Here is a 25,869-nt window from a genome sequence, read left to right on the forward strand (position 1 = left end):
CTGCTCGGTTTACCTGCTGGACCCCGAGTCCAACCGTTTTGTCCTGATGGCCACCGAGGGCTTGAACAAGCGCTCCATCGGCAAGGTCAGCATGGCGCCCAATGAAGGTCTGGTGGGCCTGGTGGGGACGCGTGAAGAACCCCTGAACCTCGAAAACGCGGCCGATCACCCGCGTTATCGCTACTTTGCCGAAACCGGTGAAGAGCGCTACGCCTCGTTCCTCGGTGCGCCGATCATTCACCACCGCCGCGTTGTCGGCGTGTTGGTCATCCAGCAGAAAGAACGCCGCCAGTTCGACGAAGGTGAAGAAGCCTTCCTTGTGACCATGAGCGCGCAGCTCGCCGGGGTTATCGCCCACGCCGAGGCCACCGGTTCGATTCGCGGCCTGGGACGCCAGGGCAAGGGCATCCAGGAAGCCAAGTTCGTCGGCGTGCCGGGTTCGCCGGGTGCTGCTGTCGGTACCGCCGTGGTCATGCTGCCGCCCGCCGACCTGGACGTGGTGCCGGACAAGACCGTCACCGACATCGACGCTGAAATCATCCTGTTCAAGACCGCCCTCGAAGGCGTGCGCAATGACATGCGCACCCTCTCGACCAAGCTGGCCACCCAGCTGCGGCCTGAAGAGCGGGCGTTGTTCGACGTGTACCTGATGATGCTCGACGACGCGTCCCTGGGCAGCGAAGTCAAGGACGTGATCAAGACCGGCCAGTGGGCCCAGGGCGCGCTGCGCCAGGTGGTCACCGATCACGTCAACCGTTTTGAATTGATGGACGACGCCTACCTGCGCGAGCGCGCCTCGGACGTGAAGGACCTCGGTCGCCGTCTGCTGGCCTACCTGCAGGAAGAGCGCTCGACCACGTTGGTGTACCCCGACAACACCATCCTGATCAGTGAAGAACTGACCGCCACCATGCTCGGCGAAGTGCCGGAAGGCAAACTGGTGGGCCTGGTCTCGGTACTGGGTTCGGGCAACTCCCACGTCGCGATCCTGGCTCGGGCCATGGGCATTCCGACGGTGATGGGTCTGGTGGACCTGCCGTATTCCAAGGTCGACGGCATCGAAATGATCGTCGACGGCTACCACGGCGAGGTCTACACCAACCCCAGCGAAGTGCTGCGCAAGCAATACGCCGAAGTGGTGGAAGAAGAACGCCAACTGTCCCAGGGCCTCGACGCCCTGCGGGAACTGCCGTGCGTGACCCTCGACGGCCACCGCGTACCGCTGCTGGTCAACACCGGCCTGCTGGCGGACGTGGCACGTGCACAACAGCGCGGCGCCGAAGGGGTGGGCCTGTACCGCACCGAAGTGCCGTTCATGATCAACCAGCGTTTTCCGAGTGAGAAGGAGCAGCTGGCGATTTATCGCGAGCAATTGTCCGCCTTCCATCCGTTACCGGTGACCATGCGCAGCCTGGACATTGGCGGCGACAAGTCACTGTCGTATTTCCCCATCAAGGAAGACAACCCCTTCCTTGGCTGGCGCGGTATTCGCGTTACCCTCGACCATCCTGAAATCTTCCTCGTCCAGACCCGCGCGATGCTCAAGGCCAGCGAAGGCCTGAACAACCTGCGCATCCTGCTCCCGATGATCTCCGGCACCCACGAGCTGGAGGAAGCCCTGCACCTGATCCACCGGGCCTGGGGCGAAGTGCGCGACGAAGGCGCCGACGTGCCGATGCCGCCGATTGGCGTGATGATCGAGATTCCGGCGGCGGTGTACCAGGCCAAGGAGCTGGCACGGCAGGTGGACTTCCTGTCGGTGGGCTCCAACGACCTGACCCAGTACCTGCTGGCCGTGGACCGCAACAACCCGCGGGTGGCCGACCTCTACGACTACCTGCACCCGGCGGTGCTGCAAGCCTTGCAGAACGTGGTGCGCGACGCCCATGCCGAAGGCAAGCAGGTGAGTATCTGCGGCGAGATGGCCGGTGACCCGGCGGCGGCTGTGCTGTTGATGGCGATGGGCTTTGACAGCCTGTCGATGAACGCCACCAACTTGCCGAAGGTGAAATGGATGCTGCGCCAGATCAACCTGAGCCGGGCCAAGGAGCTGCTGGCGGAGTTGATGACTATCGACAACCCGCAAGTTATCCACAGCTCGCTGCAATTGGCGCTGAAGAACCTTGGGTTGGCGCGGATGATCAACCCGGCGTCTGCAAAGAGCCTCTAACCGGATTTCAGAGCCTGTCCCCAATCGAAATGTGGGAGCGGGCTTGCTCGCGAAAGCGGTGCATCAGTCAGCTTATGTATTGGCTGACACGCCGCCTTCGCGAGCAAGCCCGCTCCCACATTTGGTTTGCGTGAGGTTCAGATTTTGAGTTCAACTTCACCCAACTGTCCGCCATAGGGCCCAAAACTGCGCTCCACGATATGCCGCGTCCCGTCGGCATTCACAATCAGCGCCGTGCTCGCCCGCGTCCCGTAACTGGGGCTGGCAATAAACACACTCGACAGCAAACTCTCCGTCGCCAAGCCCACGCCGGTGTCCGGCAAGTCAGCAAACGGCGCCGTCTGCGGGTCGCTCAAAATCCCCAGCAAGGCTTCAGGCTGCGGATCGTCCAGCACTTCTGTCAGCGCCGCCTTGGCCTTCAACAACTTCGGCCACGGCGTATCCAGGCCGGCATTGGATAACCCATAAACCCCCGCCACCAATGGTGTCGGCGCAGATTCCTTGGCGTTGTAATGCCAAAGCTCGTCCCGTGTCCCGACCAGCAGGTTAAACCCGGCATATTCAATCGATCTGCCATTAACGTCGGCCAAATAGTCGTCAATCGACAGCGAACCGCTGAGAAAGCGCGCCACCAACTCACCCCGCGACTTGCGGGCCGGCGGCTGGTGCGGGTCACGAATATTGGTCAGCGCCGCAAAGCGCCCATCCGTCCCGACCCCCAGCCAGGTCCCGCCGGCTTCCTGGTCGCGCCCGGCGTAAACATGGGGCGCATCCAGCCACTGGGCCAACGGCAAACTGGGCCGGGCATAAAATTCATCACGGTTGGCCGCGACGATCAGCGGCTGGGCGTGGCCCGGCCGCCAGGCGAAAACAATCAGGCACATAAGGCGATCCCTTTGTGTTTTGCCCACTCTACCCATAGAACCCTGTGCTTTGCATCCGTTAACATGCCGGTCTGTTTTCGGGGGCTCCCATGGAATTTCTGCTGTATTTGCTGCTGGGATCCTGCGCGGGCATGCTCGCCGGGCTGTTCGGCGTGGGCGGCGGCATCATTATTGTGCCGGTGCTGGTGTTCAGCTTCACCTTGCAGGGCTTCGATCCCGCGGTGCTGACCCACCTCGCTGTCGGCACGTCCCTGGCGTCTATTATCTTCACGTCGGTGAATGCGGTGCGTGAGCATCATCGGCGCGGCGCCGTGCGCTGGCCGATCTTCGTATGGATGGCCGTGGGTATCCTGCTGGGCGCGGGCGTTGGCGCGCTGACCGCCGAGGCGATCTCCGGGCCGCATCTACAGAAGATCATCGGTGTGTTCGCCCTGGTGATCGCCGTGCAGATGACTCTGGAGCTCAAGCCCAAGGCCAGCCGCCAGGTGCCGGGCAAGCTCGGCCTGACCCTGGCGGGTGGCGTGATCGGCTGGTCGTCGGCAATTTTCGGCACCGGCGGCGGTTCGTTGACCGTGCCGTTCCTGACCTGGCGCAGCGTGCCGATGCAGCAGGCAGTGGCCACTTCGTCGGCCTGCGGCTTGCCGATCGCCCTGGCCAGTGCGTTAAGTTTCATGATTCTGGGCTGGCATGATCCGCTGCTGCCCGATCATAGTCTCGGTTTTGTGTACTTGCCGGCGCTGCTGGGCATCGCCCTGACCAGCATGGTGGCGGCCCGTTTTGGCGCGCGCCTGGCGCACCGGCTGTCGCCGCGCTTGCTCAAGCGGCTGTTTGCCGGGCTGCTGTTTTGCGTAGGGCTGAATTTTTTGCTGTAACGCAGGCTTAATCGCGCACCGGCATGGTCCGATGCGCCATGACTATTGATTTAACGAGGAGTCGCAATGCTGCCTTACCCGCAGATCAACCCGGTGGCCGTGGCCATCGGTCCGCTGCAAATCCACTGGTACGGGTTGATGTACCTGATCGGCATCGGCGGTGCCTGGCTGCTGGCTTCCCGGCGCCTGAACCGTTTCGACCCGACCTGGACCAAGGAGAAGCTCTCCGACATGGTGTTCTGGATGTCGATGGGGGTCATCGTCGGCGGACGCCTGGGTTATGTGCTGTTCTACGACCTGCCAGCCTACATCGCCAACCCGACGCTGATCTTCGAGGTGTGGAAGGGCGGCATGGCGTTCCACGGCGGGTTTGTGGGGGTGATGATCGCCGCCTGGTGGTTTGGCCGGCGTAACGGTAAGTCGTTCTTCCAGCTGATGGACTTCGTCGCGCCGTTCGTGCCGATTGGCCTGGGTGCCGGGCGCATCGGCAACTTCATCAACGCCGAGCTGTGGGGCAAGCCGACTGACGTGCCGTGGGCCATGGTGTTCCCGCCGTTCAGCGACCCGGCGCAATTGCCGCGCCACCCCTCGCAGCTGTACCAGTTCGCCCTGGAAGGCGTGGCGCTGTTCCTGATCCTCTACATCTTCTCGCGCAAGCCACGCCCAACCATGGCCGTTTCGGGGATGTTCGCGTTGTTCTACGGGATCTTCCGCTTTATCGTCGAGTTCGTACGGGTGCCGGATGCGCAACTGGGCTACCTGGCGTGGGGCTGGGTGACCATGGGTCAGATTCTCAGCCTGCCGATGATCATCGCCGGCCTGGGCCTGCTGTGGTGGGCTTACAATCGCCCGCAAGGCATCAAGAACACCGCGCTTTAAATTCGAACGCCGGGGCCCGAGGGTCCCGGCTTCAACGATACAGGTATACACATGAAGCAATATCTCGAACTACTGAACGATGTCGTGACCAATGGCCTGACCAAGGGCGACCGCACCGGCACCGGCACCAAGGCCGTGTTTGCCCGTCAGTTTCGGCATAGCTTGGCCGACGGCTTCCCGCTGCTGACCACCAAGAAGCTTCACTTCAAAAGCATCGCCAACGAATTGATCTGGATGTTGAGTGGCAACACCAACATCAAGTGGCTGAACGAAAATGGCGTGCGTATCTGGGACGAATGGGCCACCGAAGACGGCGACCTGGGCCCGGTTTACGGCGAGCAGTGGACCGCCTGGCCCACCAAGGACGGCGGCAAGATCAACCAGATCGACTACATGGTCGAGACGTTGAAGACCAACCCCAACAGCCGCCGCATCCTGTTTCACGGCTGGAACGTCGAGTACCTGCCGGACGAGACCAAAAGCCCGCAGCAGAACGCCCGGGACGGCAAGCAAGCGCTGCCACCTTGCCACCTGCTGTACCAGGCGTTTGTGCATGACGGTCATCTGTCGATGCAGTTGTACATCCGCAGCTCAGATGTATTCCTCGGCCTGCCGTACAACACCGCGGCCCTGGCGTTGCTCACCCATATGCTGGCCCAGCAGTGCGACCTGATCCCTCACGAGATCATCGTCACCACGGGCGACACCCACGCCTACAGCAACCACATGGAACAGATCCAGACCCAGCTGGCGCGCACGCCGAAGAAGCTGCCGGAACTGGTGATCAAGCGCAAACCCGCGTCGATCTACGATTACAAATTCGAAGATTTTGAAATCGTGGGCTATGACGCTGATCCGAGCATCAAGGCCGATGTAGCGATCTAAAAGCGATCTCGGTCCAAATGTGGGAGCGGGCTTGCTCGCGAATACGGTGTATCAGAAACACATTCAGTGGCTGACACTCCGCTTTCGCGAGCAAGCCCGCTCCCACATTTTTTTGTGTACACATTCAATGCCCGTGGCTTCTGCCCACATGTGATGGCTCAGCCTCGCTGGCCGCGACACTCCCGCTGACTTCCAGCCGCTGCAAAATCCCGCACTGATCCAGATCCGGCCCGCCGCCACAGCGCTGGCGCAGGTCGAGCAACTGTTCCTGCAACGCCAGCAGCCCGTCGATCCGCGCCTTGACGTGGTGGATATGCTCGTCAATCAATGCATTCACGCTTTCGCACTGGTCCTGAGGACTGTCACGCAGGCCCAGCAGGCTGCGAATTTCCTCAAGGGTCATGTCCAGGCTGCGGCAGTTGCGGATAAACACCAGCCGTTCGGTGTGCGCCTGGGTGTACAGCCGGTAATTACCGTCACTGCGCGCAGGCGGCGGCAGCAGGCCTTCTTTCTCGTAATAACGGATGGTTTCCACCTGGCAATCCGTCAATTTTGCCAATTCGCCGATCTTCATCGCAGCAATCTCCTAAAGGATGCTTGACCCTATAGTGGCTACAGGGTCTTTACTTGGCAACAGGCACCTTTACGGACGCGACAGAATGAGCGATTCCATCCACACCCCGCACAAGCACGACCATGATCATGACCACGCGCACGATCACGGCCCCAAGCTCAAACCTGTGCAGAAGCACGACCATGGCAGCCATGGCGATTCCTGCTGTTCCAGCAAGGCCGCGCCGGCGCTGGTGAAGCTGACCGAAGCCCCGACAGCGGGCTCGCGGCTGAGCACCTTCCGCATCGAAGCCATGGACTGCCCCACCGAGCAGACGCTGATCCAGAACAAACTGGGCAAGCTTGCGGGTGTGCAGCAGCTGGAATTCAACCTGATCAACCGCATTCTCGGCGTCACCCACGACCTGCCGACGACCGCGCCGATCATCGACGCCATCAAGTCCCTGGGCATGCAGGCGGACCCCATCGAAGAAGGCGTCGCCCCGGCTGAGCCGCCGGCGAAGAAGCACTGGTGGCCGCTGGCTGTGTCCGGCGTGGGCGCGCTGGGTGCTGAAGTGCTGCACTTCACCAACGCAGCCCCGACGTGGGTGATTGCCCTGGTCGCGCTGATCTCGATCTTCAGCGGCGGCCTCACCACCTACAAAAAGGGCTGGATCGCCCTGAAAAACCTCAACCTGAACATCAACGCCCTGATGAGCATCGCCGTCACCGGCGCGATCCTGATCGGCCAGTGGCCGGAAGCGGCGATGGTGATGTTCCTGTTCACCGTCGCCGAGTTGATCGAGGCCAAGTCCCTGGACCGCGCACGTAACGCCATCAGCGGCTTGATGCAGATGACGCCGGAACAGGCCACGGTCCGTCAGGCCGATGGCAGTTGGGTTGAACAGGAGGTTAAAGTCATTGAACTGGGCGCCATCGTGCGGGTTCGTCCCGGCGAGCGCATTGGCCTGGACGGTGAAGTCACCTCCGGCCAGTCCACCATCGACCAGGCGCCGATTACCGGTGAAAGCCTGCCGATCGAAAAGACCGTGGGCGACAAAGTCTTCGCCGGCACCATCAACCAGGCCGGCTCCCTGGAATACAAAGTCACTGCAGCCGCCAACAACTCCACCCTGGCGCGGATCATCCACGCCGTGGAACAGGCCCAGGGCGCCCGCGCGCCAACCCAGCGTTTTGTCGACACCTTCGCCAAGGTCTACACCCCGGCGGTGTTCATCTTTGCCCTGGGTGTGGCGTTGATTCCGCCGCTGTTCATGGGCGGTGTGTGGTTTGAATGGGTCTACCGCGCACTGGTATTGCTGGTGGTCGCGTGCCCATGTGCACTGGTGATTTCCACCCCGGTGACTATCGTCAGCGGCCTGGCCGCCGCGGCGCGCAAAGGCATCCTGATCAAGGGCGGTGTGTACCTGGAGGGTGGCTACAAACTCGACTACCTGGCCCTCGACAAGACGGGCACCATCACCCACGGCAAGCCGGTGCAAACCGATTACCTGGCGCTGTTCCCGAACATGGAAGACAGCGCGCCGGCCCTGGCCGCCAGTCTGGCCGGGCGTTCCGATCACCCGGTGTCCCTGGCCATCGCCAACGCGGCTGTGGATAAGAATCTCGCCGTTCACACGGTGGATAACTTCGAGGCCCTGACCGGTCGCGGTGTGAAGGGTGAAATCAATGGCGAGGTCTACTACCTGGGCAACCACCGTCTGGTGGAAGAGCTGAACCTGTGCTCGCCGGCCCTGGAGAAGAAGCTCTTCGCCCTGGAAAAACAAGGCAAGTCCGTGGTCCTGCTGCTGGACAAGTCCGGCCCGCTGGCGCTGTTCGCCGTGGCCGACACCGTGAAGGACACCAGCCGCGAAGCCATCCAGCAGTTGCATGACCTGGGCATCAAGACCCTGATGCTGACCGGCGACAACACCCACACGGCCAAGGCGATCGCCGATCAGGTGGGTATCGACCAGGCCCAGGGCGACTTGTTGCCCACCGACAAACTGCAAGCCATCGAAGCGCTCTACGCCAAGGGCCACCGGGTCGGCATGGTCGGCGACGGCATCAACGACGCCCCGGCGCTGGCCCGTTCCGAGATCGGGTTTGCCATGGCTGCTGCGGGTACCGATACCGCCATCGAGACCGCCGACGTGGCCCTGATGGACGACGACCTGCGCAAGATTCCAGCATTCATTCGGCTGTCGCGGCAAACGTCGAGTATCCTCAAGCAGAACATCGCCCTGGCCCTGGTGATCAAGGCGATCTTCCTCGCGGTGACCTTCCTTGGGATGGCCACCATGTGGATGGCGGTGTTCGCCGACATGGGCGTGAGCCTGCTGGTGGTATTCAATGGTCTGCGCCTGCTGCGCAAATAGTCGATGAGAGGGTGGTGTGCTGAGTGCCGAGCTGAAGGCGTTTTACATGGTCGCCCGCCTGGGCAGCATTACCCAGGCGGCGAAAAAGCTCGGGCTCAGCCAGCCCACGGTGACCACCCAGATTCGTCACCTGGAAAGCCAGTACTCGGTGGAATTGTTCTACCGTGGCGGGCGCCGCCTGACCGTCAGCGACGAAGGCGCGCGGCTGTTGCCGATGGTCAAGGCGCTGTTGCAGCAGGAAGCGGACATCGAGTTTTTCCTGCGCAACAGTGGCCAGGTACAAGGAGCCTTGAGGATTGCCGCGACGGCACCTTATTACATCCTCGACCTGGTCAAGACCTTCCGCGAGCGGCTGCCGCAGGTCGAGGTTTCGGTGGAGATCGGCAACTCCCAGCAGGTGCTGGAAGCGCTGGATGACTACCGCGTCGACGTCGCTGCCTCATCCCAATTGCTTGAAGACCCGCGCCTGATCCGGCGGGTACTGGGCATGGACCCGCTGGTGCTGGCGGTGCATCGCAATCATCCGCTGGCGGTACTTGAACATGTACCGCTGACCGCGCTGGCCGGGCATACCTTGCTGATGCGCGAGCCGGGGTCGACCACCCGTCGATTGACCGAAGAGATGTTGCAGGGCGCCGGCGTGAGTTACGGGCCGTTGCTGGAGATCGGCAGCCGGGAATCGATCCGTGAGGCGGTGTTGCGCAATATCGGCATCAGCATCATTGCCCGGCAGGAAGTGCCCCACGATCCGCAACTGCGTGTGCTGACCATCGAGAATGCCCCGCAGATTCCCGAGTATTTGTACTGCCTCAAAGAGCGAAAGGGCGCCCGGTTGCCGGCGGCGTTCCTGGGGTTGGCGCAGGAAATGTCGCCGCTCTGATCGTTCCCACGCTCTGCGTGGGAATGCTGGCCTGGACGCTCCGCGTCCGCTCTTAAGGTCGTGACGCGGAGCGTCACAGGATGTATTCCCACGCAGAGCGTAGGAACAATCTGTTGGCACAACCCAAATCCACCAATACCACTATCGCCACGTTTTGCCTTTCTGCCACAAGAGGGACGCATTGCCTGCCTAGGATGACCTTCATCAGTTTGATGAGGTGCCTCCATGAACACAGCCATGACTAATCCCGGCGCGCCAATGAAGGTGCGCGGTGTACAGAAACGCTTCGGCGCCTTCACCGCGCTGGATAATGTGTCCCTGGACGTCGCCGCTGGCGAACTGGTGTGCCTGCTGGGCCCGTCGGGCTGCGGCAAGACCACCTTGCTACGCTGCATCGCCGGCCTGGAGCGCCAGGACAGCGGCGAGTTGTACCTCGGCGACCGCGATGTTTCCCTACTGGCACCCCAGGCTCGGGACTACGGCATTCTGTTCCAGTCCTACGCGCTGTTTCCCAATCTCACCGTCGAAGCGAACATCGGCTACGGCCTCACCGGCAGTGGCCGCGATGAAGTGCGCAAGCGCGTCGGGCAGATGCTGGAACTCGTAGGCCTGGTGGGCAGCGAAAAGAAATACCCCGGCCAACTTTCCGGCGGCCAACAACAGCGTGTGGCACTGGCTCGCGCCCTGGCGCCGGCGCCGTCCTTGCTGCTGCTGGACGAACCCATGTCGGCCCTCGACGCCCGGGTGCGCGAGCATCTGTGCACCGAGCTGCGCCAACTGCAGCGCCGCCTGGGCATCACCACCCTGATGGTCACCCACAACCAGGACGAGGCCATGCTGATGGCCGACCGTATCGCTGTGATGAACAACGGCAAGGTCGAGCAGTACGCCACGCCCCAGGAAATCTACGACCGCCCGGCCACACCGTTCGTGGCCGAGTTTGTCGGCCAGGGCAACTGGCTGCCGTTCAGCCGCAACAGCGCCAGCCACGCCCAGGTCGGCGGGATGAATATGCGCCTGGCGGAAAACTCCGGTGCCGCAAAATCGGGCCGTCTGTTCTGCCGCCCGGAAGCCATCAGCGTCAACCCGCCGGTGCATGAAGAAAACCTGTTCCCGGCCAAGGTCCGCGAGATCACCTTCCTCGGCAACCGCTGCCGCATGAGCTTTGAGCTGGACCAACTGCCCGGCCATCCGCTGCTGGCCGAATTGGCCCCGGAAGCCATGCCGCGCCTTGGCGCCCAGGACATCTGGGTCGCGCTGCCCCCGCGCAGCCTGCAGGTGTTTGCCTGAGATGGCCCGCGATATGACTCTGCCGATACCCGATAACGTGGCTCGTCAGGTTTCCCGTGCCGAACTCGGCGACCGTATTTTTGTAGTCGGCGGCAAGCTGCTCTGGCTGTGCCTGCTGGGCGTTGCGGTACTGCTGCCGCTGCTGGCGATCTTCTGGCGCGGCTTCAGCAGTGAAGCCGGGCAGGGCGGTGGCCTGGTGGCGGCGCGGGAGTTGGTCACCAGCGACAATTTCCACTGGTTGCTCGGTAACAGCCTGATGGTTTCCGGCAGCGTTGCCGCCATCGTCGTACCACTGGCTTATCTGTTTGCCTACGCTTTGCAACGCACGCTTATTCCGGGCAAGGCGATCTGGCGCGGCATGTCGCTGCTGCCGTTGATGGCGCCGTCGATGTTGCCCGGGATTGCGCTGGTCTACCTGTTCGGTAACCAGGGCATGCTGCGCGGGCTGCTGTCGGACAACATCTATGGCTTCTGGGGCATTGTCCTTGGTGAAGTGATCTACACCTTTCCCCATGCCTTGATGATCCTGTTATCGGCGCTTTCCCTGGCGGATGCACGTTTGTTTGACGCCGCATCGAGCATGGGCGCGAGTCCCGCCCGGGCGTTTCGCAGCATCACCTGGCCGGCGACGCGCCAGGCCGTGTTTGCCGCGTTTTGCCTGGTGTTCACTCTGACCATCACTGACTTTGGCGTGCCCGTGGTAGTCGGTGGCGACTATCAAGTACTGGCGCTGGAAGCCTACAAAGCTGTGGTCGGCCAGCAGCAATTCGGGCGGGGCGCCTTGATCGGCATGGTCCTGCTGCTGCCGGCGCTGTTCAGCTTCGGTGTCGACGCCTGGTTGCGCCGCCGCCATGGCGACTCCATGAGCGGCCGCGCCCAGGTGTTCCAGCCGGCGCCGTCGAAACTGCGGGATGGCTGCTACCTGGCCATCGTCCTGCTGATCTGCGCGATCCTGCTGCTGGTGTTCGGCATGGCGGTCTACTCATCCCTGGTGAAATTCTGGCCCTACAACCTGTCGCTGTCCCTGGCCCACTACCAGTTCGAAGACACGGCCGGCGGCGGCTGGCTGGCCTACCGCAACAGCATCACCATGGCCCTGTGCACCGCGTTGATCGGCAGCGTGCTGATCTTCACCGGCGCCTACCTGATGGAAAAAACCAGGGGCCAGAAGGGCCTGAACCTGGCGCTGCGCATGCTCAGCTTCGTGCCGATGGCGGTGCCGGGGTTGGTGCTCGGCTTGGGCTACGTGTTCTTTTTCAACCTCAACGGCAACCCGCTGCATGTGCTCTACGGCACCATGACGTTGCTGGTGGTGTGCACCATTGCTCACTATTTGACCACCGCCCAAATGACCGCCACCACGGCCCTGCGCCAACTGGACGCGGAATTCGAAGCCGCCGCGCTGTCGCTGAAGGCGCCGCTGTACCGCCATTACCTGCGGGTCACCGTGCCGATCTGCCTGCCGGCGCTGCTGGACATCGTGCGCTACCTGTTCGTCTCGGCGATGACCACCGTCTCCGCCGCGATCTTCCTCTACAGCCCCGACACCATCCTCGCCGCCGTCGCCGTACTGAACATGGACGACGCCGGCAACGTCGGCGGTGCGGCGGCCATGTCGACCCTGATCCTGTTCACCTCGGCGGGCGTGTCCTTGCTGCTGGCGTGGGCCTCACGCGGCTTGTTGCGCCGCTCCCATGCCTGGCGCCAAACCGCGCCCGGTCAATAATTCACCCATAAAGGAACTGCACCATGTTCAAGCCCCTGGCGTTAGCCGCTGCTGTGCTCACTGCGTTCAGCCTGAATGCCTTTGCCGCCAAGACCGAGTTGACCGTGTACACGGCCCTCGAAGCCGAGCAATTGAAGACCTACAAACAGGCCTTTGAAAAGGTTAACCCGGACATCGAGATCAAATGGGTGCGCGATTCCACCGGCATCATCACCGCCAAGCTGCTTGCCGAAAAAGCCCGCCCGCAGGCTGATGTGGTCTGGGGCCTGGCCGCTTCCAGCCTGGCGATCCTCGATCAGCAGGGCATGCTGCAAAACTACGCACCGGCAGATTTGAGCAAGATCGGTGCGAACTACCGCGACGCCGCCAACCCGCCGGCCTGGGTCGGCATGGACGTGTGGGCTGCGACCATTTGCTTCAACACCGTCGAAGCCGAAAAGCAGGGCCTGAGCAAGCCGGTGAGCTGGCAGGACCTGACCAAGCCTGAGTACAAGGGCAAGATCGTGATGCCCAACCCGGCCTCGTCCGGCACTGGCTTCCTGGATGTGAGCGCCTGGTTGCAGACCTTCGGCGAGAAGCAGGGCTGGCAGTACATGGACGACCTGCACCAGAACATCGGCCAGTACGTTCACTCCGGTTCCAAGCCCTGCAAGCTGGCGGCCTCGGGCGAATTCCCGATCGGCATTTCCTTCGAATACCCGGCCGTTCAGCTGAAGCGCCAGGGCGCACCGCTGGACATCATCCTGCCGAAAGAAGGCCTGGGCTGGGATATCGAAGCCACTGCCGTGATCAAGGGCACTGCCCACGCAGACGCGGCACAGAAACTCGCCGACTTCTCCGCCAGCCCCGCGGCGATGGAGCTGTACAAGGAAAACTTCGCGGTACTGGCCCAGCCGGGTATCGCCAAGCCGCAGACCGAATTGCCGGCGGACTACGAGCAGCGGTTGATCAAGAATGACTTTGCCTGGGCGTCGAAAAACCGCGACAGCATCCTGACCGAATGGCGCAAGCGCTATGACGGCAAGTCGGAAAAACAATAACCACCGATCGTTCCCACGCGCTGCGTGGGAACGCGGCTCTGGACGCTCTGCGTCCGCTTTTGTAGTCGTGACGCGGAGCGTCACAGGATGCATTCCCACGCGGAGCGTGGGAACGAGAGGTCTTCATGACACAACTGCTGATCATCGGCGCCGGCATCCTCGGCCTGTCCCATGCCTTTGCCGCTGCCAAACGCGGCCTCAAGGTCAAGGTCTTCGAGCGCAGCGCCACCCCGCTGGGTGCTTCCGTGCGCAACTTCGGCCAGGCACTGGTCACCGGCCAGCCGCCCGGGCCGATGCTCGACCTGGCGCGGGAAAGCCGCGAAATCTGGGGCCAGTGGGCGCAACTCGCCGGCATCCAGCTCAAGCGCAACGGCTCTTATTTGTTCGCCCGCACAGAAGCCGAAGAGCACTTGCTTGAAGCCTTCTGCGCCGGTCGCGCGCAAGAACACGGTTATCGCGTCAAGTTGCTGCAAGGCGCCGCCCTGCACGAGCTGTACGGTGGCCAGTTCGCCCATCACCGCGCTGCGCTTCACGGCCTGGATGATCAACAACTGTATTCGCGCGAGGCTATCCCGGCGCTGATCAACTACCTGAGCCGCGAACTGAGCGTGGAGTTTCATTTCTCCACCCTGGTGCGCGACATCGAACCCGGCCAGGTGCACACCACTGCCGGCTCCTTTCGCGGCGAGCAGATCATTGTCTGCTCCGGTCACGACTACCAGACGCTGCTGGCCGAGGAGATTGCCGAACTCAACCCGCAAATCTGCCGCCTGCAAATGCTGCGCGCCCGGCCAGTGGTGGAGTTGAACCTGCAACACGCGCTGCTGACCGGCCTCAGCTGCGTGCACTACGGCGCCTTCGCCGATTTGCCGGAAGCCGCGCCGGTACAGGCCGAAATCCTGCGGGATGTACCGCACCTGCATGAAAACGGTATTCACCTGCTGATCAGCCCGACACCCTATGGCGAACTGATCATCGGGGATTCCCACCATTACGGCAGCGATCCTTCACCGTTCAACGCCGAACAGGTGGACAACTGGATGATCGAACTGGCCGAACATACCCTGGGCTGCAAGATCCAGGTCGTGGAGCGCTGGCAGGGCGTCTATGGTTCCCGTGGGCCGGGGCCGTTTTCGTTCACGCGGGCGGCGCCGGGGGTGAGCGCGGCGTTGATGCACACCGGCGTGGGCATGAGCGTCGGGCCGGCGATGGCCGAGCGCAATATCACTGAGCTGTGGGGGAGTGCGTGATGAAAGCAGAGCAGGCAATCGCCGAGGTCTTCGGCCTGTACGAACAACACGGCACCGCCGATTACATTGGCGAGCCGGTCTCGCAGATCGAACACATGTCCCAGGCCGCGCAGTTGGCCATGGCTGAAGGCTTCGATGATGAAGTGGTGCTGGCAGCGTTCTTCCACGATATCGGGCATATCTGCGGCCAAGGTGGCGAGAACATGGGCGGTTATGGTGTGGTCAGCCATGAACGGCTGGGCGCCGATTATCTGCGCCGCGCAGGCTTCAGCGAGCGGATGGCAAAACTGGTGGAATACCACGTGCAGGCCAAGCGTTATCTGACCTTCAGCCAGCCGGACTACTATGCGCGGTTGAGCGAGGCCAGCCGCCGCACCCTGGGTTACCAGGGCGGCGTGATGACCGCCGAGGAAGCCCAAGCGTTCGAGCAGGACCCGTTGTGCGCCGTCAGCCTGCGCATGCGTCACTGGGATGAACAAGCCAAGGAAATGCACGTGCCGGTGCTGGACCTTGAAGTGCTGAAGTCCAAGGCCCGGCAGTTGTTGGCGGCTTAGGTCTCGTCCAGGCGCTGGGCCAGGGCTTCGATCTGTTCCTGGCGTTCGGCCTGGCTCAATTTGGGGTGCGGGTTGAGGGATGACCATTGCGGATGGGCGCGGGCCTTGTTCAGGGCTTCGGGCAATTTGCCTTCGCGCCAGGTCTTGTCCTGGGGTGTGTCGACCTTGATGCTGTGGATCGCCGCATGCCCCCGCAGGTTCAGGGCCTTGAGCAGTTGCCGCTGGCGCAGGGCCAACAGGCGCAGCACGCTGTCGTCGACGGTCAGCTCGCGCTGGCCCTTGATCTTGCCCAGCAGGCGGCTGCCATAACTGCGGGCAGTTTGCAGCGCGCCTCCCGCGATGGCTCCGGCGAGGGCGGCGGCGCCGAGGGTCAGGCCGCCTACGAGTAGATCCACACCTGCACCGGCCGCCGCGCCGGCTGCGATACCGCCACCGACCCGCACGCCCAGTTGCTTGAGGGTCTCGGGGTTGAACAGGTCATCGCCCCAGCGCCCGTCCAGCAGCGGTAAATCGCTGGCGGCGGCGTCCTGCGGGCGGAAGCCGAACAGCTTGAGCAAGGCTTCCACGCAACGCTGTTCGCGCTGGCGCACGGCTTTGCGCAGTTCGCTGATGGCCTGCTGTTCCACTTCGGCTTCGCTGACCACGCTGCGGCGGCAGGCGGCGCAGTCGATCAGCAGTTCGGCGATCAGCCGCGCCGCACTTTGCTGGCGGGCCTGGCGCTGGGCTTCCTGATCAAGGATCAGCCGTTCCAGTTGCCCACGGGAGTTTTCCAGCAGCAGGGCGAGGCTTTCATAGAGCCGGCGCTCGCCGTCTTCCGGCGGCGCTACGCTGTCAAAACGCACCAGCGCATGCAGGCCGAGGCGGGCGAGGGCTTCGCGCCAGTCCGGCTCGCGGTGGTCGGCGCTGCTGACAAAATTGAGCACTGGCAGCAACGGTTTGCCGCAACTGGCGAGCACTTGCAGCTCATCGCGGTACTTGGCCAGCACCGGCTCCCTTGCATCAATCACATACAAGCCCGCATCCGAGGCGAGCAGTTGGCGCAGCACCTTGGCTTCCTGTTCGAAGCGTTGCCGGGCCTCGCTGCCTTCCAGAAAACGCGCCAGCCGTGCCGGGCCGTCGAGGCGTTCGCCGGGGCGGTCCAGGCGTTCGAGGTAATCGAGCAGGGCGATGGCATCTTCCAGGCCCGGCGTGTCGTACAGCTCCAGCAAGGCTTCGCCGTCCACCGACAAGCGCGCACCTTCGACATGCCGGGTGGTGCTGGGACGATGGGAGACTTCACCAAAGCCGACGTCTCGCGTGAGCGTGCGCAGCAACGAGGTCTTGCCGACGTTGGTGTGGCCGACCACCGCAAGTTTCAGGGGCTTAGTCATGACCGGTCTCCAGCCAAGTGAGCGGCGCGCAATCGGCGAACGGGATCTCCAACTGTTGCAATGCTGTATGCCAATCACCCAGGCGCTCAGCATCCAGGGCTTGGCCGGCGGGCGCTTGCAGCAGCCAGACCCGAGTGGCGGTGGCGCTGCGGGCCAGTTCGGCAATCAGCGCAAGGCTGCCGCGATCCGGCGAGCGGCGTGGGTCGCAGGCGATGGCCAGGCGCGCGGGCGGGAAGCGGGTGAGTTGCTCCAGCAGCTTGTTGCGGGATTCACGGCTGTCGAGGATGCCGGCGTCCTTGACGCTGGCCGGGAGCTTCGGCGGCCATGGGCGCTGGTCGTCCAGCTCGATGGCCACCAGCAGGGCGCCGTCGCTTTCCAGTTCACTGACGCCGCCGGTTACGTGGTGCAACTGTTCGGGCGCCGCATCATTGACCCCAAGCCGTTCGCTGCTGGGCATCAGACGTTCACGCAGTTGGCTGTAGCCGGGCAGGTTAAGGTCGAGGCTCAAGGCGGCGCGCCCACGTTTCCAACGCCACAGGCACAGCAACGCAAGGATCAGCCGCGGCAGGATGCCGTATACCAGCAGCACGCCCACCAGCCAGGCGGCCCAGGCCTGGAGGGCGCTTTCGATATTCAGGGCGGCATCGCCGCTGGCGCGGATCATCTCGACAGTGGGCACATTGAAGCCGAGCAAGGCGGGCAGGGCGCCGAGGGTTTGGGTCACGGCGACAAAGGTGTCGGCCCGCAGGATGGTGGTTTCCCACACAAAACCGTAGCGCCGGGTGGCCAACAGCGTCAGCAGGATCACCAGGGCGCTGAGCAGGGCCAGCAGCCACAGGCTGTTGACCAGCACACCGACGGCCCAGCGATTGAGCTTGCGCCGTTGCAGCAACAGCAGCAGGGCGGGCGCCAGTTGCGCGGCCTTGGCGTCGCGGGCGAGTTTTTCGCTGAGCCATAACCACAGGCGGCCAAGACTGGCGCCGTGTTCGCCGGCAAACAGCAGGCCCAGGGCCCAGCTCAACAACAGGATCAGGTTCAAACCCAGCAGGCTGCCCAGGGCCCAGAACACATTGACCGGCGCCAACCCGTTGCCCAGCGCGGCAAACGCCAGGCCGGCGCCGCTGATAATGGCGACTGCCGCCAGCAGGATCAGCGCCAGGCGCGCGCCTTGCAGCCAGCGGGTCAGGGCGGCGGTCAGGCCATCGCGTTCGGCCAGCCACAGCGCACGGTTTTGAATGCGCGTGGGCAGGTCGCCGCCGGTGTTGCGGGCCAGGCGATTGGCTTCCTGGTCTTCCAGGGCGCCCGCGTGTTCCTCGCGCAGGCGCACGGTCTCGGTCAGCCAGAGTGTTTGCAGGGGGTTCAGAGCTGTCACGCGCCATCCTGTTGAGCCAGTGAGTCTGGAGCATAACCGCTGGAACGCCGGTTGGGGTATGCCGCGCGCGGCTCTGGTATTCTCGTCGCCATGAAAAAAACTCTCCCTTTAAGCCTGATCGCAGCCCTCGGTGAAAACCGTGTGATCGGCGTCGACAACAGCATGCCCTGGCATTTGCCGGGGGATTTCAAATATTTCAAGGCCGCCACCTTGGGCAAGCCGATCATCATGGGGCGCAAGACCTGGGATTCCCTGGGGCGACCGTTGCCGGGCCGGTTGAACATTGTGGTCAGCCGTCAGACCGATCTGGCGCTGGAAGGTGCGGAAGTTTTTCCGTCACTGGACGCGGCCGTGGAGCGGGCTGAGGAATGGGCCAAGGCGCAGGGCGTGGATGAGCTGATGCTGATCGGCGGCGCGCAGTTGTATGCCCAGGGGCTGGAGCAGGCGGATCGCCTGTATTTGACGCGGGTGGCGTTGAGCCCGGACGGGGATGCGTGGTTTCCCGAGTTTGATTTGAACCAGTGGAAGCTGGTGTCGAATGTCGAGAATCCGGCTGAGGGTGACAAGCCGGCGTACAACTTCGAAGTCTGGGAAAAAGCCTAAGAGCATCGCAGGCAAGCCAGCTCCCACAGTTGACCGAGTATTACTGAAAAAACCGGTTCAATGTGGGAGCTGGCTTGCCTGCGATAGCGGTCTGTCAGGCCTGCGCCAGTTCCGCATGCTCATCGGCATTGAGCAGCTCTTTATCCGTCTGCTGCATGATCTGGCTGGTAATCGCCCCCGCCGTCATCGAACCGTTCACGTTCAATGCCGTACGGCCCATGTCGATCAGCGGCTCAACCGAAATCAGCAGCGCCACCAGTGACACCGGCAAGCCCATCGCCGGCAGCACGATCAGCGCGGCAAACGTCGCACCGCCGCCCACGCCCGCCACACCGGCCGAACTCAAGGTCACAATCGCCACCAGTGTTGCGATCCACAGCGGGTCCAGCGGGTTGATACCCACGGTCGGCGCAACCATCACCGCCAGCATCGCTGGGTAAAGACCCGCGCAACCGTTCTGGCCAATCGTCGCGCCAAACGAGGCGGCAAAACCGGCGATGGACTGCGGAATCCCCAAGCGACGGGTCTGCGCTTCAATGCTCAGCGGGATGCTCGCGGCGCTGGAGCGGCTGGTGAAGGCAAACGTCAGTACCGGCCAGACCTTGCGGAAGAACCGCAGCGGGTTGATCCCGGCCAGCGACAGCAGCAGGCCGTGCACCACAAACATCAGGCCCAGGGCCAGGTATGACACCACCACAAAACTGCCGAGCTTGATGATGTCTTGCAGGTTGGAGCTGGCGACCACTTTGGTCATCAGCGCCAATACGCCGTACGGGGTCAGCTTCATCACCAGGCGCACCAGGCGCATCACCCAGGCTTGCAGGGTGTCGATGGCGTTGAGGACTTTCTGGCCTTTTTCCACGTCATCCTTGAGCAGTTGCAGCGCGGCAACCCCAAGGAATGCAGCGAAGATCACCACACTGATGATCGACGTCGGCTTGGCCCGGGCCAGGTCGGCGAACGGGTTCTGCGGGATGAACGACAGCAGCAGTTGCGGGATATTCAGGTCGGCGACCTTGCCCGCGTAATCACTCTGGATCACTTGCAGGCGCGCCATTTCCTGGGTGCCGGCCACCAGGCCTTCTGCGGTGAGGCCGAACAGGTTGGTCAGGCCGATACCGATCAGCGCCGCAATCGCCGTGGTGAACAGCAGCGTGCCGATGGTCAGGAAGCTGATCTTGCCCAGGGACGAGGCGTTATGCAGACGGGCCACGGCGCTGAGGATCGAGGCGAACACCAGCGGGATCACGATCATTTGCAGCAACTGCACGTAACCGTTGCCGACCAGGTCGAACCAGCCGATCGAGGCCTTGAGCACCGGGTTGCCGGCACCGTAGATCGCGTGCAGCACCACACCGAAGATCACGCCGAGTACCAACGCAAACAAGACCTTCTTGGCGAGGCTCCAGTTGGTTCGACGGGTTTGTGCCAGGCCCAGCAGCAGGGCCACGAACACCAGTAAGTTGAGAATCAGGGGCAGATTCATTGAAGCTCCGTTGAGAAGGCAGCCAATCGCAGGAGCCTGCGATTGCGAACCGGCAAGCCTAACAGCTTGAAATATATTGATTTAATAACGTTATCGCATGGTGACTGTCGTTTTTGGAATAAGCGGATGACGCGCAGGCGTATGGCATTGGCGCGATCACGACGAAAGCGGTCGCGCTCGGGCGATAACTGTCATACAGATTTGTTAGCGTCGATGTCTTTCACTCAGGGAGAAAACGCACATGAAGCTAGCGCCGAAACTGTTTGCCGCCGCGCTGTGCCTGGGCCTTGCGAGCCAGGCCTTTGCCGCCACCGAGTTGAAACACTGGCCGGCGGCTGCCGCCAAGCAACTGGACACGATGATTGCCGCCAATGCCAACAAGGGCAACTTCGCGGTGTTCGACATGGACAACACCAGTTACCGCTACGACCTTGAAGAGTCGTTGCTGCCGTACCTGGAAAACAAGGGCCTGATCACCCGCGACACCATGGACCCTTCCCTGAAGCTGATCCCGTTCAAAGACACCGCTGACCACAAGGAAAGCCTCTTCAGTTACTACTACCGCCTCTGCGAAGTCGACGACATGGTCTGCTACCCGTGGGTCGCGCAGATTTTCTCCGGCTTCACCCTCAAGGAACTCAAGGGCTACGTCGACGAGATGATGGCGTCGGGCAAGCCGGTGCCGGTCACCTATTACGACGGTGACGTGGTCAAGAACATGGAAGTGCAGCCGCCGAAGGTCTTCACCGGCCAGGCTGAGCTGTTCAACAAGCTGATGGAAAACGGCATCGAGGTCTACGTGATGACCGCCGCGTCCGAGGAACTGGTGCGCATGGTCGCGGCCGATCCGAAGTACGGCTACAACGTCAAACCCGAGAACGTCATCGGCGTGAGCACCTTGCTCAAGGACCGCAAGACCGGCGAGCTGACCACCGCCCGCAAGCAGATTGCCGCCGGCAAGTATGACGAGAAGGCCAACCTCGGCCTGGAGCTGACCCCGTACCTGTGGACCCCGGCCACCTGGATGGCCGGCAAGCACGCAGCGATCCTGACCTATATCGACGAGTGGAAAAAACCGGTGATCGTCGGTGGCGACACGCCGACCAGTGACGGCTACATGCTGTTCCATGACGTGGACGTGGCCAAGGGCGGCATCCACCTGTGGATCAACCGTAAAGACAAATACATGACCCAGCTCAACGGCATGATGGCCAAGCACGCTGCGGCCCAGGCCAAGGAAGGGTTGCCGGTGACGGCGGATAAAAACTGGGTGATCGTCAAGCCGGACGAGATTCAGTAAGTACGGCTGGACTCGGTCAAAAATGTGGGAGCGGGCTTGCTCGCGAAGGCGGTGGATCAGCCAGCTTATTCAGTAACTGGCACACCGCAATTCGCGAGCAAGCCCGCTCCCACAGTTGATCTTCTTTGTTTGGGGAATTATCTCCAGACAAAAAAATGCCCCGCACATGGCGGGGCATTTTTATGGGCGAGGTTTACAGACCGTCAAGCATCGCCTTGTTACGCACAGCACCCTTGTCGGCACTGGTGGCCAGCAGGGCGTAAGCCTTCAAGGCGGTGGTGACTTTGCGCGGACGCTTCTCCACCGGCTTCCAGCCTTTCTTGTCCTGCTCGACCCGGCGTGCCGCCAGTTCTTCATCGCTGATCAACAGGTTGATCGAGCGGTTCGGAATGTCGATCAGCACCTTGTCGCCATCCTGCACCAGGCCGATGGCGCCGCCCGCAGCAGCTTCCGGCGAAGCGTGGCCGATGGACAGGCCCGAGGTCCCGCCGGAAAAACGGCCGTCGGTCAGCAAGGCGCAGGCTTTGCCCAGGCCCTTGGATTTCAGGTACGACGTCGGGTACAGCATCTCTTGCATGCCCGGGCCGCCTTTCGGGCCTTCGTAACGGATGATGACGATGTCGCCTTCCTTCACTTCGTCAGCGAGGATGCCGCGTACCGAGCTGTCCTGGCTTTCGTAGATCTTGGCGCGGCCTTCGAACACGTGGATCGACTCGTCGACACCGGCGGTTTTCACCACGCAGCCATCGAGGGCGATGTTGCCGTACAGCACGGCCAGGCCGCCCTCTTTCGAATAGGCATGCTCGACACTGCGGATGCAGCCGTTTTCACGGTCGTCGTCGAGGGTTTCCCAACGGGTCGACTGGCTGAACGCGGTCTGCGTCGGGATGCCGGCCGGGCCTGCCTTGAAGAAGTGATGCACGGCTTCGTCAGTGGTCTGGGTGATGTCCCACTTGGCGATGCCTTCGGCCAGGGATTTGCTGTGCACGGTCGGCAGGTCGGTGTGCAACAGGCCGCCACGGGCCAGGGAGCCGAGGATCGAGAAGATCCCGCCGGCGCGGTGCACGTCTTCCATGTGGTACTTCTGGATGTTCGGCGCGACTTTGCACAGTTGCGGCACGTTGCGCGACAGGCGGTCGATGTCCCGCAGGTCGAAGTCGATCTCGGCTTCTTGCGCGGCGGCCAGCAAGTGCAAGATGGTGTTGGTGGAACCGCCCATGGCGATGTCCAGGGTCATGGCGTTTTCGAACGCCTTGAAGTTGGCGATGTTGCGCGGCAACACCGACTCATCGTTCTCGGTGTAGTAGCGCTTGCACAGCTCGACGATGGTGCGGCCGGCCTGCAGGAACAGTTGCTCGCGGTCGCTGTGGGTGGCCAGTGTCGAGCCGTTGCCCGGCAAGGCGAGCCCTAAGGCTTCCACCAGGCAGTTCATCGAGTTGGCGGTGAACATGCCGGAGCACGAACCGCAGGTCGGGCAGGCGCTGCGCTCGTATTCCGCGACCTTCTCGTCAGAAGCGCTGGAATCGGCGGCGATGACCATGGCATCCACCAGGTCGAGGCCGTGGGAGGCGAGCTTGGTCTTGCCGGCTTCCATCGGGCCGCCGGAGACGAAGATCACCGGGATGTTCAGGCGCAGGGCGGCCATCAGCATGCCGGGGGTGATCTTGTCGCAGTTGGAGATGCACACGATGGCGTCGGCGCAGTGGGCGTTGACCATGTATTCCACGGAGTCGGCGATGATCTCGCGGCTCGGCAGGGAATACAGCATGCCGTCATGGCCCATGGCGATGCCGTCATCCACGGCGATGGTGTTGAATTCTTTCGCTACACCGCCGGCGCGTTCGATCTCGCGGGCGACCAGTTGGCCCAGGTCCTTGAGGTGGACGTGGCCGGGTACGAACTGGGTGAACGAGTTGGCAATCGCGATGATCGGCTTCTTGAAGTCGTCATCTTTCATCCCCGTGGCGCGCCACAGTGCGCGGGCGCCGGCCATGTTGCGGCCGTGGGTGGATGTTTTCGAGCGGTAATCAGGCATTGGAGCACTCCGGGCGGCTAATCAAGTACTAAAGGGGAGTGAGCTTCTAATTGACGACTGGAACACCCGAAAAATGGCCGTGTGTCCGGAAGTTGCCACTCGCGTCGCGGGATCGCCGCTTGCTTGGGCCTCGAGCTCATAAACCCGCCGGGGGATGACTGGCGATGAATAGGTCCGATTCTACACCGCTGGCGGCCGGAGGGAATGGCCGTCTACCTGTAGGAGCGAGCTTGCTCGCGAAAAACGTCAACGGTAACGCAGCGCTATCAGGTGGTCCGTGTCGTCTGTTGGTTTTTCGCGAGCAAGCTCGCTCCTACAGGGTTGCGTATTTCACAGCCACATGGCGTCCCAGAGCGGATAGTCGCCGATACGCTCAACCAGCCCTGCTCTTAATGGATTGGCGACGATGTATCGAGCTGTTGCTTTCAGGTCATCTTCCCGGCGTAGCGCCCGATCAAAGTAGCCCTTTTGCCAAAGTGTCCCGTGGCAACTCCTCGCTTTGTTAATGGCGTGGGCACTTCGCGACTTGGTAATCCGCATCAGTCTCGGCAAATCGCCGTTGTGCAATTCCACCAGCCAATGGAAATGGTCCGGCATCACGACCCAGGCCAGTGAGGTCGCCTCGCCGTCGTCCTGAGCCTTTCTGAATTCGCGAACAAGCAGGCGACCAATGCGCCAGTCCTGGAAGACCAGCTGTCGTTGATGGGTGACGGCGGTGAGCAGGTAAATGCGGCCGGATTCCGAATAGCGGCCTTTACGCAGCCGATGGGCGTTTTGCTGGGTGGACATTCCTTCGTCCTCTTCGTGTGGGTAGAAGAGAGACGGTAGGAGGCAACAGTGTCTATTGGCGTTTAAACACTGGTTCTGAATATGTCATGCCTTCTGTAGGAGCGAGCTTGCTCGCGAAGAACGTCAACGATAACGCAGCGCTATCAGGTGGCCCGTGTCGCCTATATGTTTTTCGCGAGCAAGCTCGCTCCTACAGTGGGAGTGGGAGTGGGAGAGCGTTAGCGTCCGACTCTGATGTTCGTCACTACGCCCCAAACGCTGAGCACGATGAAGCTGATGGCGATGGTCATCAGCAAGTTGTCTCCGGCTTGGGCGAGCGCGGCGCTGCTGACGGCGGCGGTGATGAACATGATGCTGTTGCCGGCCGACGCGGCGGTGCCGGCGCTGCTGGAGAACAGCAACATGGCCGCGGAAATCGCGGCGGGGCGAACCAGGGTCACGGCCAGGGCGCTGATCAGCATCGGGATCAGCAGGGTGATGGTGGTCATGGCCTCATAGCTGATCACCAGCGTCAGCAATACGCCTGCGATCCCCAGCAGGCCCAGCCCGAGGTTGATTTGTCGCGTGAGGGAGATATGTTTCTGCAGTGCAGTTGCTGCAACGCCGCCCAGCAGGTAGGCAACGCCATACACCATCAGCACTACCGCGTACTGGTATTCGGACAGCTTCAACTCATCCATGAAAATCAGCGGTGTCACGCTGATCAAGGCGAAGTAACACGCGAATACCAACGCGGCGATCCACCAGTAACGGATGAAGTCCCGGTTGCTTGCGATGGATTTCAGCGTGGCGATGATCGAAACAGGGGCTCTTTCAGGGCTGGCCGCCTTGGACGGCAATATCAGCCAGGCATGGATAAACATGCCTAGCGCCATCACCGCAAATCCATAAAAGCTGCCCTGCCAATCAAATGTGGTTTGCAGCCAGGAGCCGAGCAGCGGCGACAGCGCAACGAACGATCCGCTCAGGGTCATGTAGTAGATGCGGATGCGGGCGCGATCCTGCTCTTCGAAAAGGTCTTCAACCAGCGCATGGCCGAGCACAAAAAAGCCACAGCCGATGGCCTGGACGGCGCGAAACAGCAGGAAACTCGGGTAATTCGCCGCCAGTGCGCAGCCGATCGAGCCTAGGGTGGAAACCACGATGCACCCCAGCAGCACTTCCTTGCGCCCGAATTTATCTGAAAGCGGGCCGGCGATCAGTTGGGAAATCGCAAAAACCAGAGTGAACAGGCTGATGGATAAGGCGACCTCAGCAGTTGAGGTATCGAACTTCGCGGCCAGGGCTGGAAAGGAGGGCAGCAGGATATTGATCGGGAAGAAGCTGATCAGCGAGATGCAGGTGATGAGGATGAAGCGCGAGCGTTGTTGGCGTTTTACGTCGCCATGGGGTGGCGAATAAGAGGACTCAGACATTGTTTTTATTTTCCGGAGTAAAACCAGAAACCGATACTAGTCTGCGAAACGGGGAATTCAATCAAAAGTGTTGTGGGAGGCCAAGCCCATGATGGTGTGTGTTGCCGCTGTAGGAGCGAGCTTGCTCGCGAAGAACGTC

Annotated in this window: 21 protein-coding genes; 13 read left to right on the forward strand and 8 right to left on the reverse strand. The window is 62.2% G+C overall.

Going from position 1 to position 25,869, the window contains the following annotated elements:
* Positions 1 to 2,170: phosphoenolpyruvate--protein phosphotransferase (gene ptsP, locus ACIOMR_RS25755; protein WP_401197083.1), on the forward strand; the 2,170-nt coding region annotated here is incomplete at its 5' end.
* 137 nt (positions 2,171 to 2,307) lie between these two features.
* Here the strand turns inward: ptsP and ACIOMR_RS25760 are convergent.
* Positions 2,308 to 3,054, reverse strand: a complete 747-nt coding sequence (locus ACIOMR_RS25760) for an NRDE family protein (RefSeq protein WP_401197086.1) — start codon at positions 3,052 to 3,054, stop codon at positions 2,308 to 2,310.
* A gap of 89 nt (positions 3,055 to 3,143) precedes the next feature.
* Between ACIOMR_RS25760 and ACIOMR_RS25765 the strand changes: the two genes are divergently transcribed.
* The 3 genes from ACIOMR_RS25765 (at position 3,144) to ACIOMR_RS25775 (ending at position 5,690) form a co-directional block, all read left to right on the forward strand.
* Positions 3,144 to 3,926 carry a sulfite exporter TauE/SafE family protein gene (locus ACIOMR_RS25765; protein ID WP_003213825.1) on the forward strand — a complete coding sequence of 261 codons (783 nt, stop codon included), beginning with the start codon at positions 3,144 to 3,146 and terminating at the stop codon, positions 3,924 to 3,926.
* Between the two features lie 66 nt (positions 3,927 to 3,992).
* On the forward strand, positions 3,993 to 4,805 hold the full coding sequence (lgt, locus tag ACIOMR_RS25770; protein WP_003213823.1) for a prolipoprotein diacylglyceryl transferase: 813 nt from the start codon (positions 3,993 to 3,995) through the stop codon (positions 4,803 to 4,805).
* A 51-nt stretch (positions 4,806 to 4,856) separates the two neighbouring features.
* Complete coding sequence (locus ACIOMR_RS25775; RefSeq protein ID WP_003213821.1) at positions 4,857 to 5,690, forward strand: thymidylate synthase; 834 nt, start codon at positions 4,857 to 4,859, stop codon at positions 5,688 to 5,690.
* Between the two features lie 124 nt (positions 5,691 to 5,814).
* Here the strand turns inward: ACIOMR_RS25775 and cadR are convergent, their stop codons facing one another.
* Entirely contained in the window at positions 5,815 to 6,264 is a 450-nt protein-coding gene (cadR, locus tag ACIOMR_RS25780) for a Cd(II)/Pb(II)-responsive transcriptional regulator (protein ID WP_017476559.1), read from the reverse strand.
* A gap of 85 nt (positions 6,265 to 6,349) precedes the next feature.
* Here cadR and ACIOMR_RS25785 point away from each other — a divergent pair, with 85 nt between their 5' ends.
* From ACIOMR_RS25785 to ACIOMR_RS25815, 7 genes are all read left to right on the forward strand, one after another.
* The gene (locus ACIOMR_RS25785) at positions 6,350 to 8,620 is read left to right on the forward strand and encodes a heavy metal translocating P-type ATPase (protein WP_003213817.1); all 2,271 of its coding nucleotides are present in this window, start codon (positions 6,350 to 6,352) and stop codon (positions 8,618 to 8,620) included.
* 16 nt (positions 8,621 to 8,636) lie between these two features.
* The gene (locus tag ACIOMR_RS25790) at positions 8,637 to 9,500 is read left to right on the forward strand and encodes a LysR family transcriptional regulator (protein WP_008438952.1); all 864 of its coding nucleotides are present in this window, start codon (positions 8,637 to 8,639) and stop codon (positions 9,498 to 9,500) included.
* Between the two features lie 225 nt (positions 9,501 to 9,725).
* Complete coding sequence (locus ACIOMR_RS25795; RefSeq protein ID WP_134327485.1) at positions 9,726 to 10,790, forward strand: putative 2-aminoethylphosphonate ABC transporter ATP-binding protein; 1,065 nt, start codon at positions 9,726 to 9,728, stop codon at positions 10,788 to 10,790.
* A 1-nt stretch (position 10,791) separates the two neighbouring features.
* Complete coding sequence (locus ACIOMR_RS25800) at positions 10,792 to 12,516, forward strand: putative 2-aminoethylphosphonate ABC transporter permease subunit (protein ID WP_401197092.1); 1,725 nt, start codon at positions 10,792 to 10,794, stop codon at positions 12,514 to 12,516.
* A gap of 23 nt (positions 12,517 to 12,539) precedes the next feature.
* Positions 12,540 to 13,556, forward strand: coding sequence for a putative 2-aminoethylphosphonate ABC transporter substrate-binding protein (locus ACIOMR_RS25805; RefSeq protein ID WP_003213811.1), 1,017 nt, complete (start codon positions 12,540 to 12,542; stop codon positions 13,554 to 13,556).
* A 125-nt stretch (positions 13,557 to 13,681) separates the two neighbouring features.
* Positions 13,682 to 14,806, forward strand: coding sequence for a TIGR03364 family FAD-dependent oxidoreductase (locus tag ACIOMR_RS25810; protein WP_401197095.1), 1,125 nt, complete (start codon positions 13,682 to 13,684; stop codon positions 14,804 to 14,806).
* A complete protein-coding gene (locus tag ACIOMR_RS25815; RefSeq protein ID WP_401197098.1) occupies positions 14,806 to 15,360 on the forward strand; it encodes a phosphonate degradation HD-domain oxygenase in 555 nt (184 codons plus the stop codon). Before ACIOMR_RS25810 ends, ACIOMR_RS25815 begins: the two co-directional genes overlap by 1 nt.
* Here the strand turns inward: ACIOMR_RS25815 and ACIOMR_RS25820 are convergent.
* Together ACIOMR_RS25820 and ACIOMR_RS25825 are read right to left on the reverse strand one after the other, a co-directional pair.
* Positions 15,357 to 16,730, reverse strand: coding sequence for a DUF3482 domain-containing protein (locus ACIOMR_RS25820; RefSeq protein WP_134327481.1), 1,374 nt, complete (start codon positions 16,728 to 16,730; stop codon positions 15,357 to 15,359). The two genes, ACIOMR_RS25815 and ACIOMR_RS25820, sit on opposite strands and share 4 nt — an antisense overlap.
* Positions 16,723 to 18,102, reverse strand: coding sequence for a DUF2868 domain-containing protein (locus tag ACIOMR_RS25825; RefSeq protein ID WP_401197101.1), 1,380 nt, complete (start codon positions 18,100 to 18,102; stop codon positions 16,723 to 16,725). Before ACIOMR_RS25825 ends, ACIOMR_RS25820 begins: the two co-directional genes overlap by 8 nt.
* A 90-nt stretch (positions 18,103 to 18,192) precedes the next feature.
* Here ACIOMR_RS25825 and ACIOMR_RS25830 point away from each other — a divergent pair, with 90 nt between their 5' ends.
* Positions 18,193 to 18,705 carry a dihydrofolate reductase gene (locus ACIOMR_RS25830; RefSeq protein ID WP_401197104.1) on the forward strand — a complete coding sequence of 171 codons (513 nt, stop codon included), beginning with the start codon at positions 18,193 to 18,195 and terminating at the stop codon, positions 18,703 to 18,705.
* Between the two features lie 94 nt (positions 18,706 to 18,799).
* Here ACIOMR_RS25830 and ACIOMR_RS25835 read toward each other — a convergent pair whose 3' ends face one another.
* The gene (locus tag ACIOMR_RS25835; protein ID WP_003213804.1) at positions 18,800 to 20,191 is read right to left on the reverse strand and encodes an L-cystine transporter; all 1,392 of its coding nucleotides are present in this window, start codon (positions 20,189 to 20,191) and stop codon (positions 18,800 to 18,802) included.
* 241 nt (positions 20,192 to 20,432) lie between these two features.
* Here ACIOMR_RS25835 and ACIOMR_RS25840 point away from each other — a divergent pair, with 241 nt between their 5' ends.
* Positions 20,433 to 21,491: a phosphorylcholine phosphatase gene (locus ACIOMR_RS25840; protein ID WP_003213803.1), complete on the forward strand. Its 1,059-nt coding sequence runs from the start codon at positions 20,433 to 20,435 to the stop codon at positions 21,489 to 21,491.
* Between the two features lie 193 nt (positions 21,492 to 21,684).
* Here the strand turns inward: ACIOMR_RS25840 and ilvD are convergent, their stop codons facing one another.
* The 3 genes from ilvD to ACIOMR_RS25855 form a co-directional block, all read right to left on the reverse strand.
* Positions 21,685 to 23,526 carry a dihydroxy-acid dehydratase gene (gene ilvD / locus ACIOMR_RS25845; protein WP_401197107.1) on the reverse strand — a complete coding sequence of 614 codons (1,842 nt, stop codon included), beginning with the start codon at positions 23,524 to 23,526 and terminating at the stop codon, positions 21,685 to 21,687.
* Between the two features lie 330 nt (positions 23,527 to 23,856).
* Positions 23,857 to 24,315 carry an REP-associated tyrosine transposase gene (locus ACIOMR_RS25850; protein ID WP_003213801.1) on the reverse strand — a complete coding sequence of 153 codons (459 nt, stop codon included), beginning with the start codon at positions 24,313 to 24,315 and terminating at the stop codon, positions 23,857 to 23,859.
* A 218-nt stretch (positions 24,316 to 24,533) separates the two neighbouring features.
* A complete protein-coding gene (locus ACIOMR_RS25855) occupies positions 24,534 to 25,730 on the reverse strand; it encodes an MFS transporter (protein ID WP_003213800.1) in 1,197 nt (398 codons plus the stop codon).
* Positions 25,731 to 25,869: the final 139 nt, after the last annotated feature.

This window comes from Pseudomonas sp. NPDC087814 (genome assembly GCF_044742865.1).
Classification (GTDB): Bacteria; Pseudomonadota; Gammaproteobacteria; order Pseudomonadales; family Pseudomonadaceae; genus Aquipseudomonas.

Bases quoted from the DNA above. Each gene is read 5' to 3' on its own strand.
- ACIOMR_RS25765 (WP_003213825.1), top strand. From the start codon at position 3,144: ATGGAATTTCTGCTGTATTTGCTGCTGGGATCCTGCGCGGGCATGCTC.
- cadR (WP_017476559.1), bottom strand. From the start codon at position 6,264: ATGAAGATCGGCGAATTGGCAAAATTGACGGATTGCCAGGTGGAAACC.
- ACIOMR_RS25775 (WP_003213821.1), top strand. From the start codon at position 4,857: ATGAAGCAATATCTCGAACTACTGAACGATGTCGTGACCAATGGCCTG.
- ACIOMR_RS25855 (WP_003213800.1), bottom strand. From the start codon at position 25,730: ATGTCTGAGTCCTCTTATTCGCCACCCCATGGCGACGTAAAACGCCAA.
- ACIOMR_RS25850 (WP_003213801.1), bottom strand. From the start codon at position 24,315: ATGTCCACCCAGCAAAACGCCCATCGGCTGCGTAAAGGCCGCTATTCG.
- ACIOMR_RS25785 (WP_003213817.1), top strand. From the start codon at position 6,350: ATGAGCGATTCCATCCACACCCCGCACAAGCACGACCATGATCATGAC.
- lgt (WP_003213823.1), top strand. From the start codon at position 3,993: ATGCTGCCTTACCCGCAGATCAACCCGGTGGCCGTGGCCATCGGTCCG.
- ACIOMR_RS25820 (WP_134327481.1), bottom strand. From the start codon at position 16,730: ATGACTAAGCCCCTGAAACTTGCGGTGGTCGGCCACACCAACGTCGGC.
- ACIOMR_RS25830 (WP_401197104.1), top strand. From the start codon at position 18,193: ATGAAAAAAACTCTCCCTTTAAGCCTGATCGCAGCCCTCGGTGAAAAC.
- ACIOMR_RS25760 (WP_401197086.1), bottom strand. From the start codon at position 3,054: ATGTGCCTGATTGTTTTCGCCTGGCGGCCGGGCCACGCCCAGCCGCTG.
- ilvD (WP_401197107.1), bottom strand. From the start codon at position 23,526: ATGCCTGATTACCGCTCGAAAACATCCACCCACGGCCGCAACATGGCC.
- ACIOMR_RS25800 (WP_401197092.1), top strand. From the start codon at position 10,792: ATGGCCCGCGATATGACTCTGCCGATACCCGATAACGTGGCTCGTCAG.
- ACIOMR_RS25810 (WP_401197095.1), top strand. From the start codon at position 13,682: ATGACACAACTGCTGATCATCGGCGCCGGCATCCTCGGCCTGTCCCAT.
- ACIOMR_RS25815 (WP_401197098.1), top strand. From the start codon at position 14,806: ATGAAAGCAGAGCAGGCAATCGCCGAGGTCTTCGGCCTGTACGAACAA.
- ACIOMR_RS25835 (WP_003213804.1), bottom strand. From the start codon at position 20,191: ATGAATCTGCCCCTGATTCTCAACTTACTGGTGTTCGTGGCCCTGCTG.
- ACIOMR_RS25840 (WP_003213803.1), top strand. From the start codon at position 20,433: ATGAAGCTAGCGCCGAAACTGTTTGCCGCCGCGCTGTGCCTGGGCCTT.
- ACIOMR_RS25805 (WP_003213811.1), top strand. From the start codon at position 12,540: ATGTTCAAGCCCCTGGCGTTAGCCGCTGCTGTGCTCACTGCGTTCAGC.
- ACIOMR_RS25795 (WP_134327485.1), top strand. From the start codon at position 9,726: ATGAACACAGCCATGACTAATCCCGGCGCGCCAATGAAGGTGCGCGGT.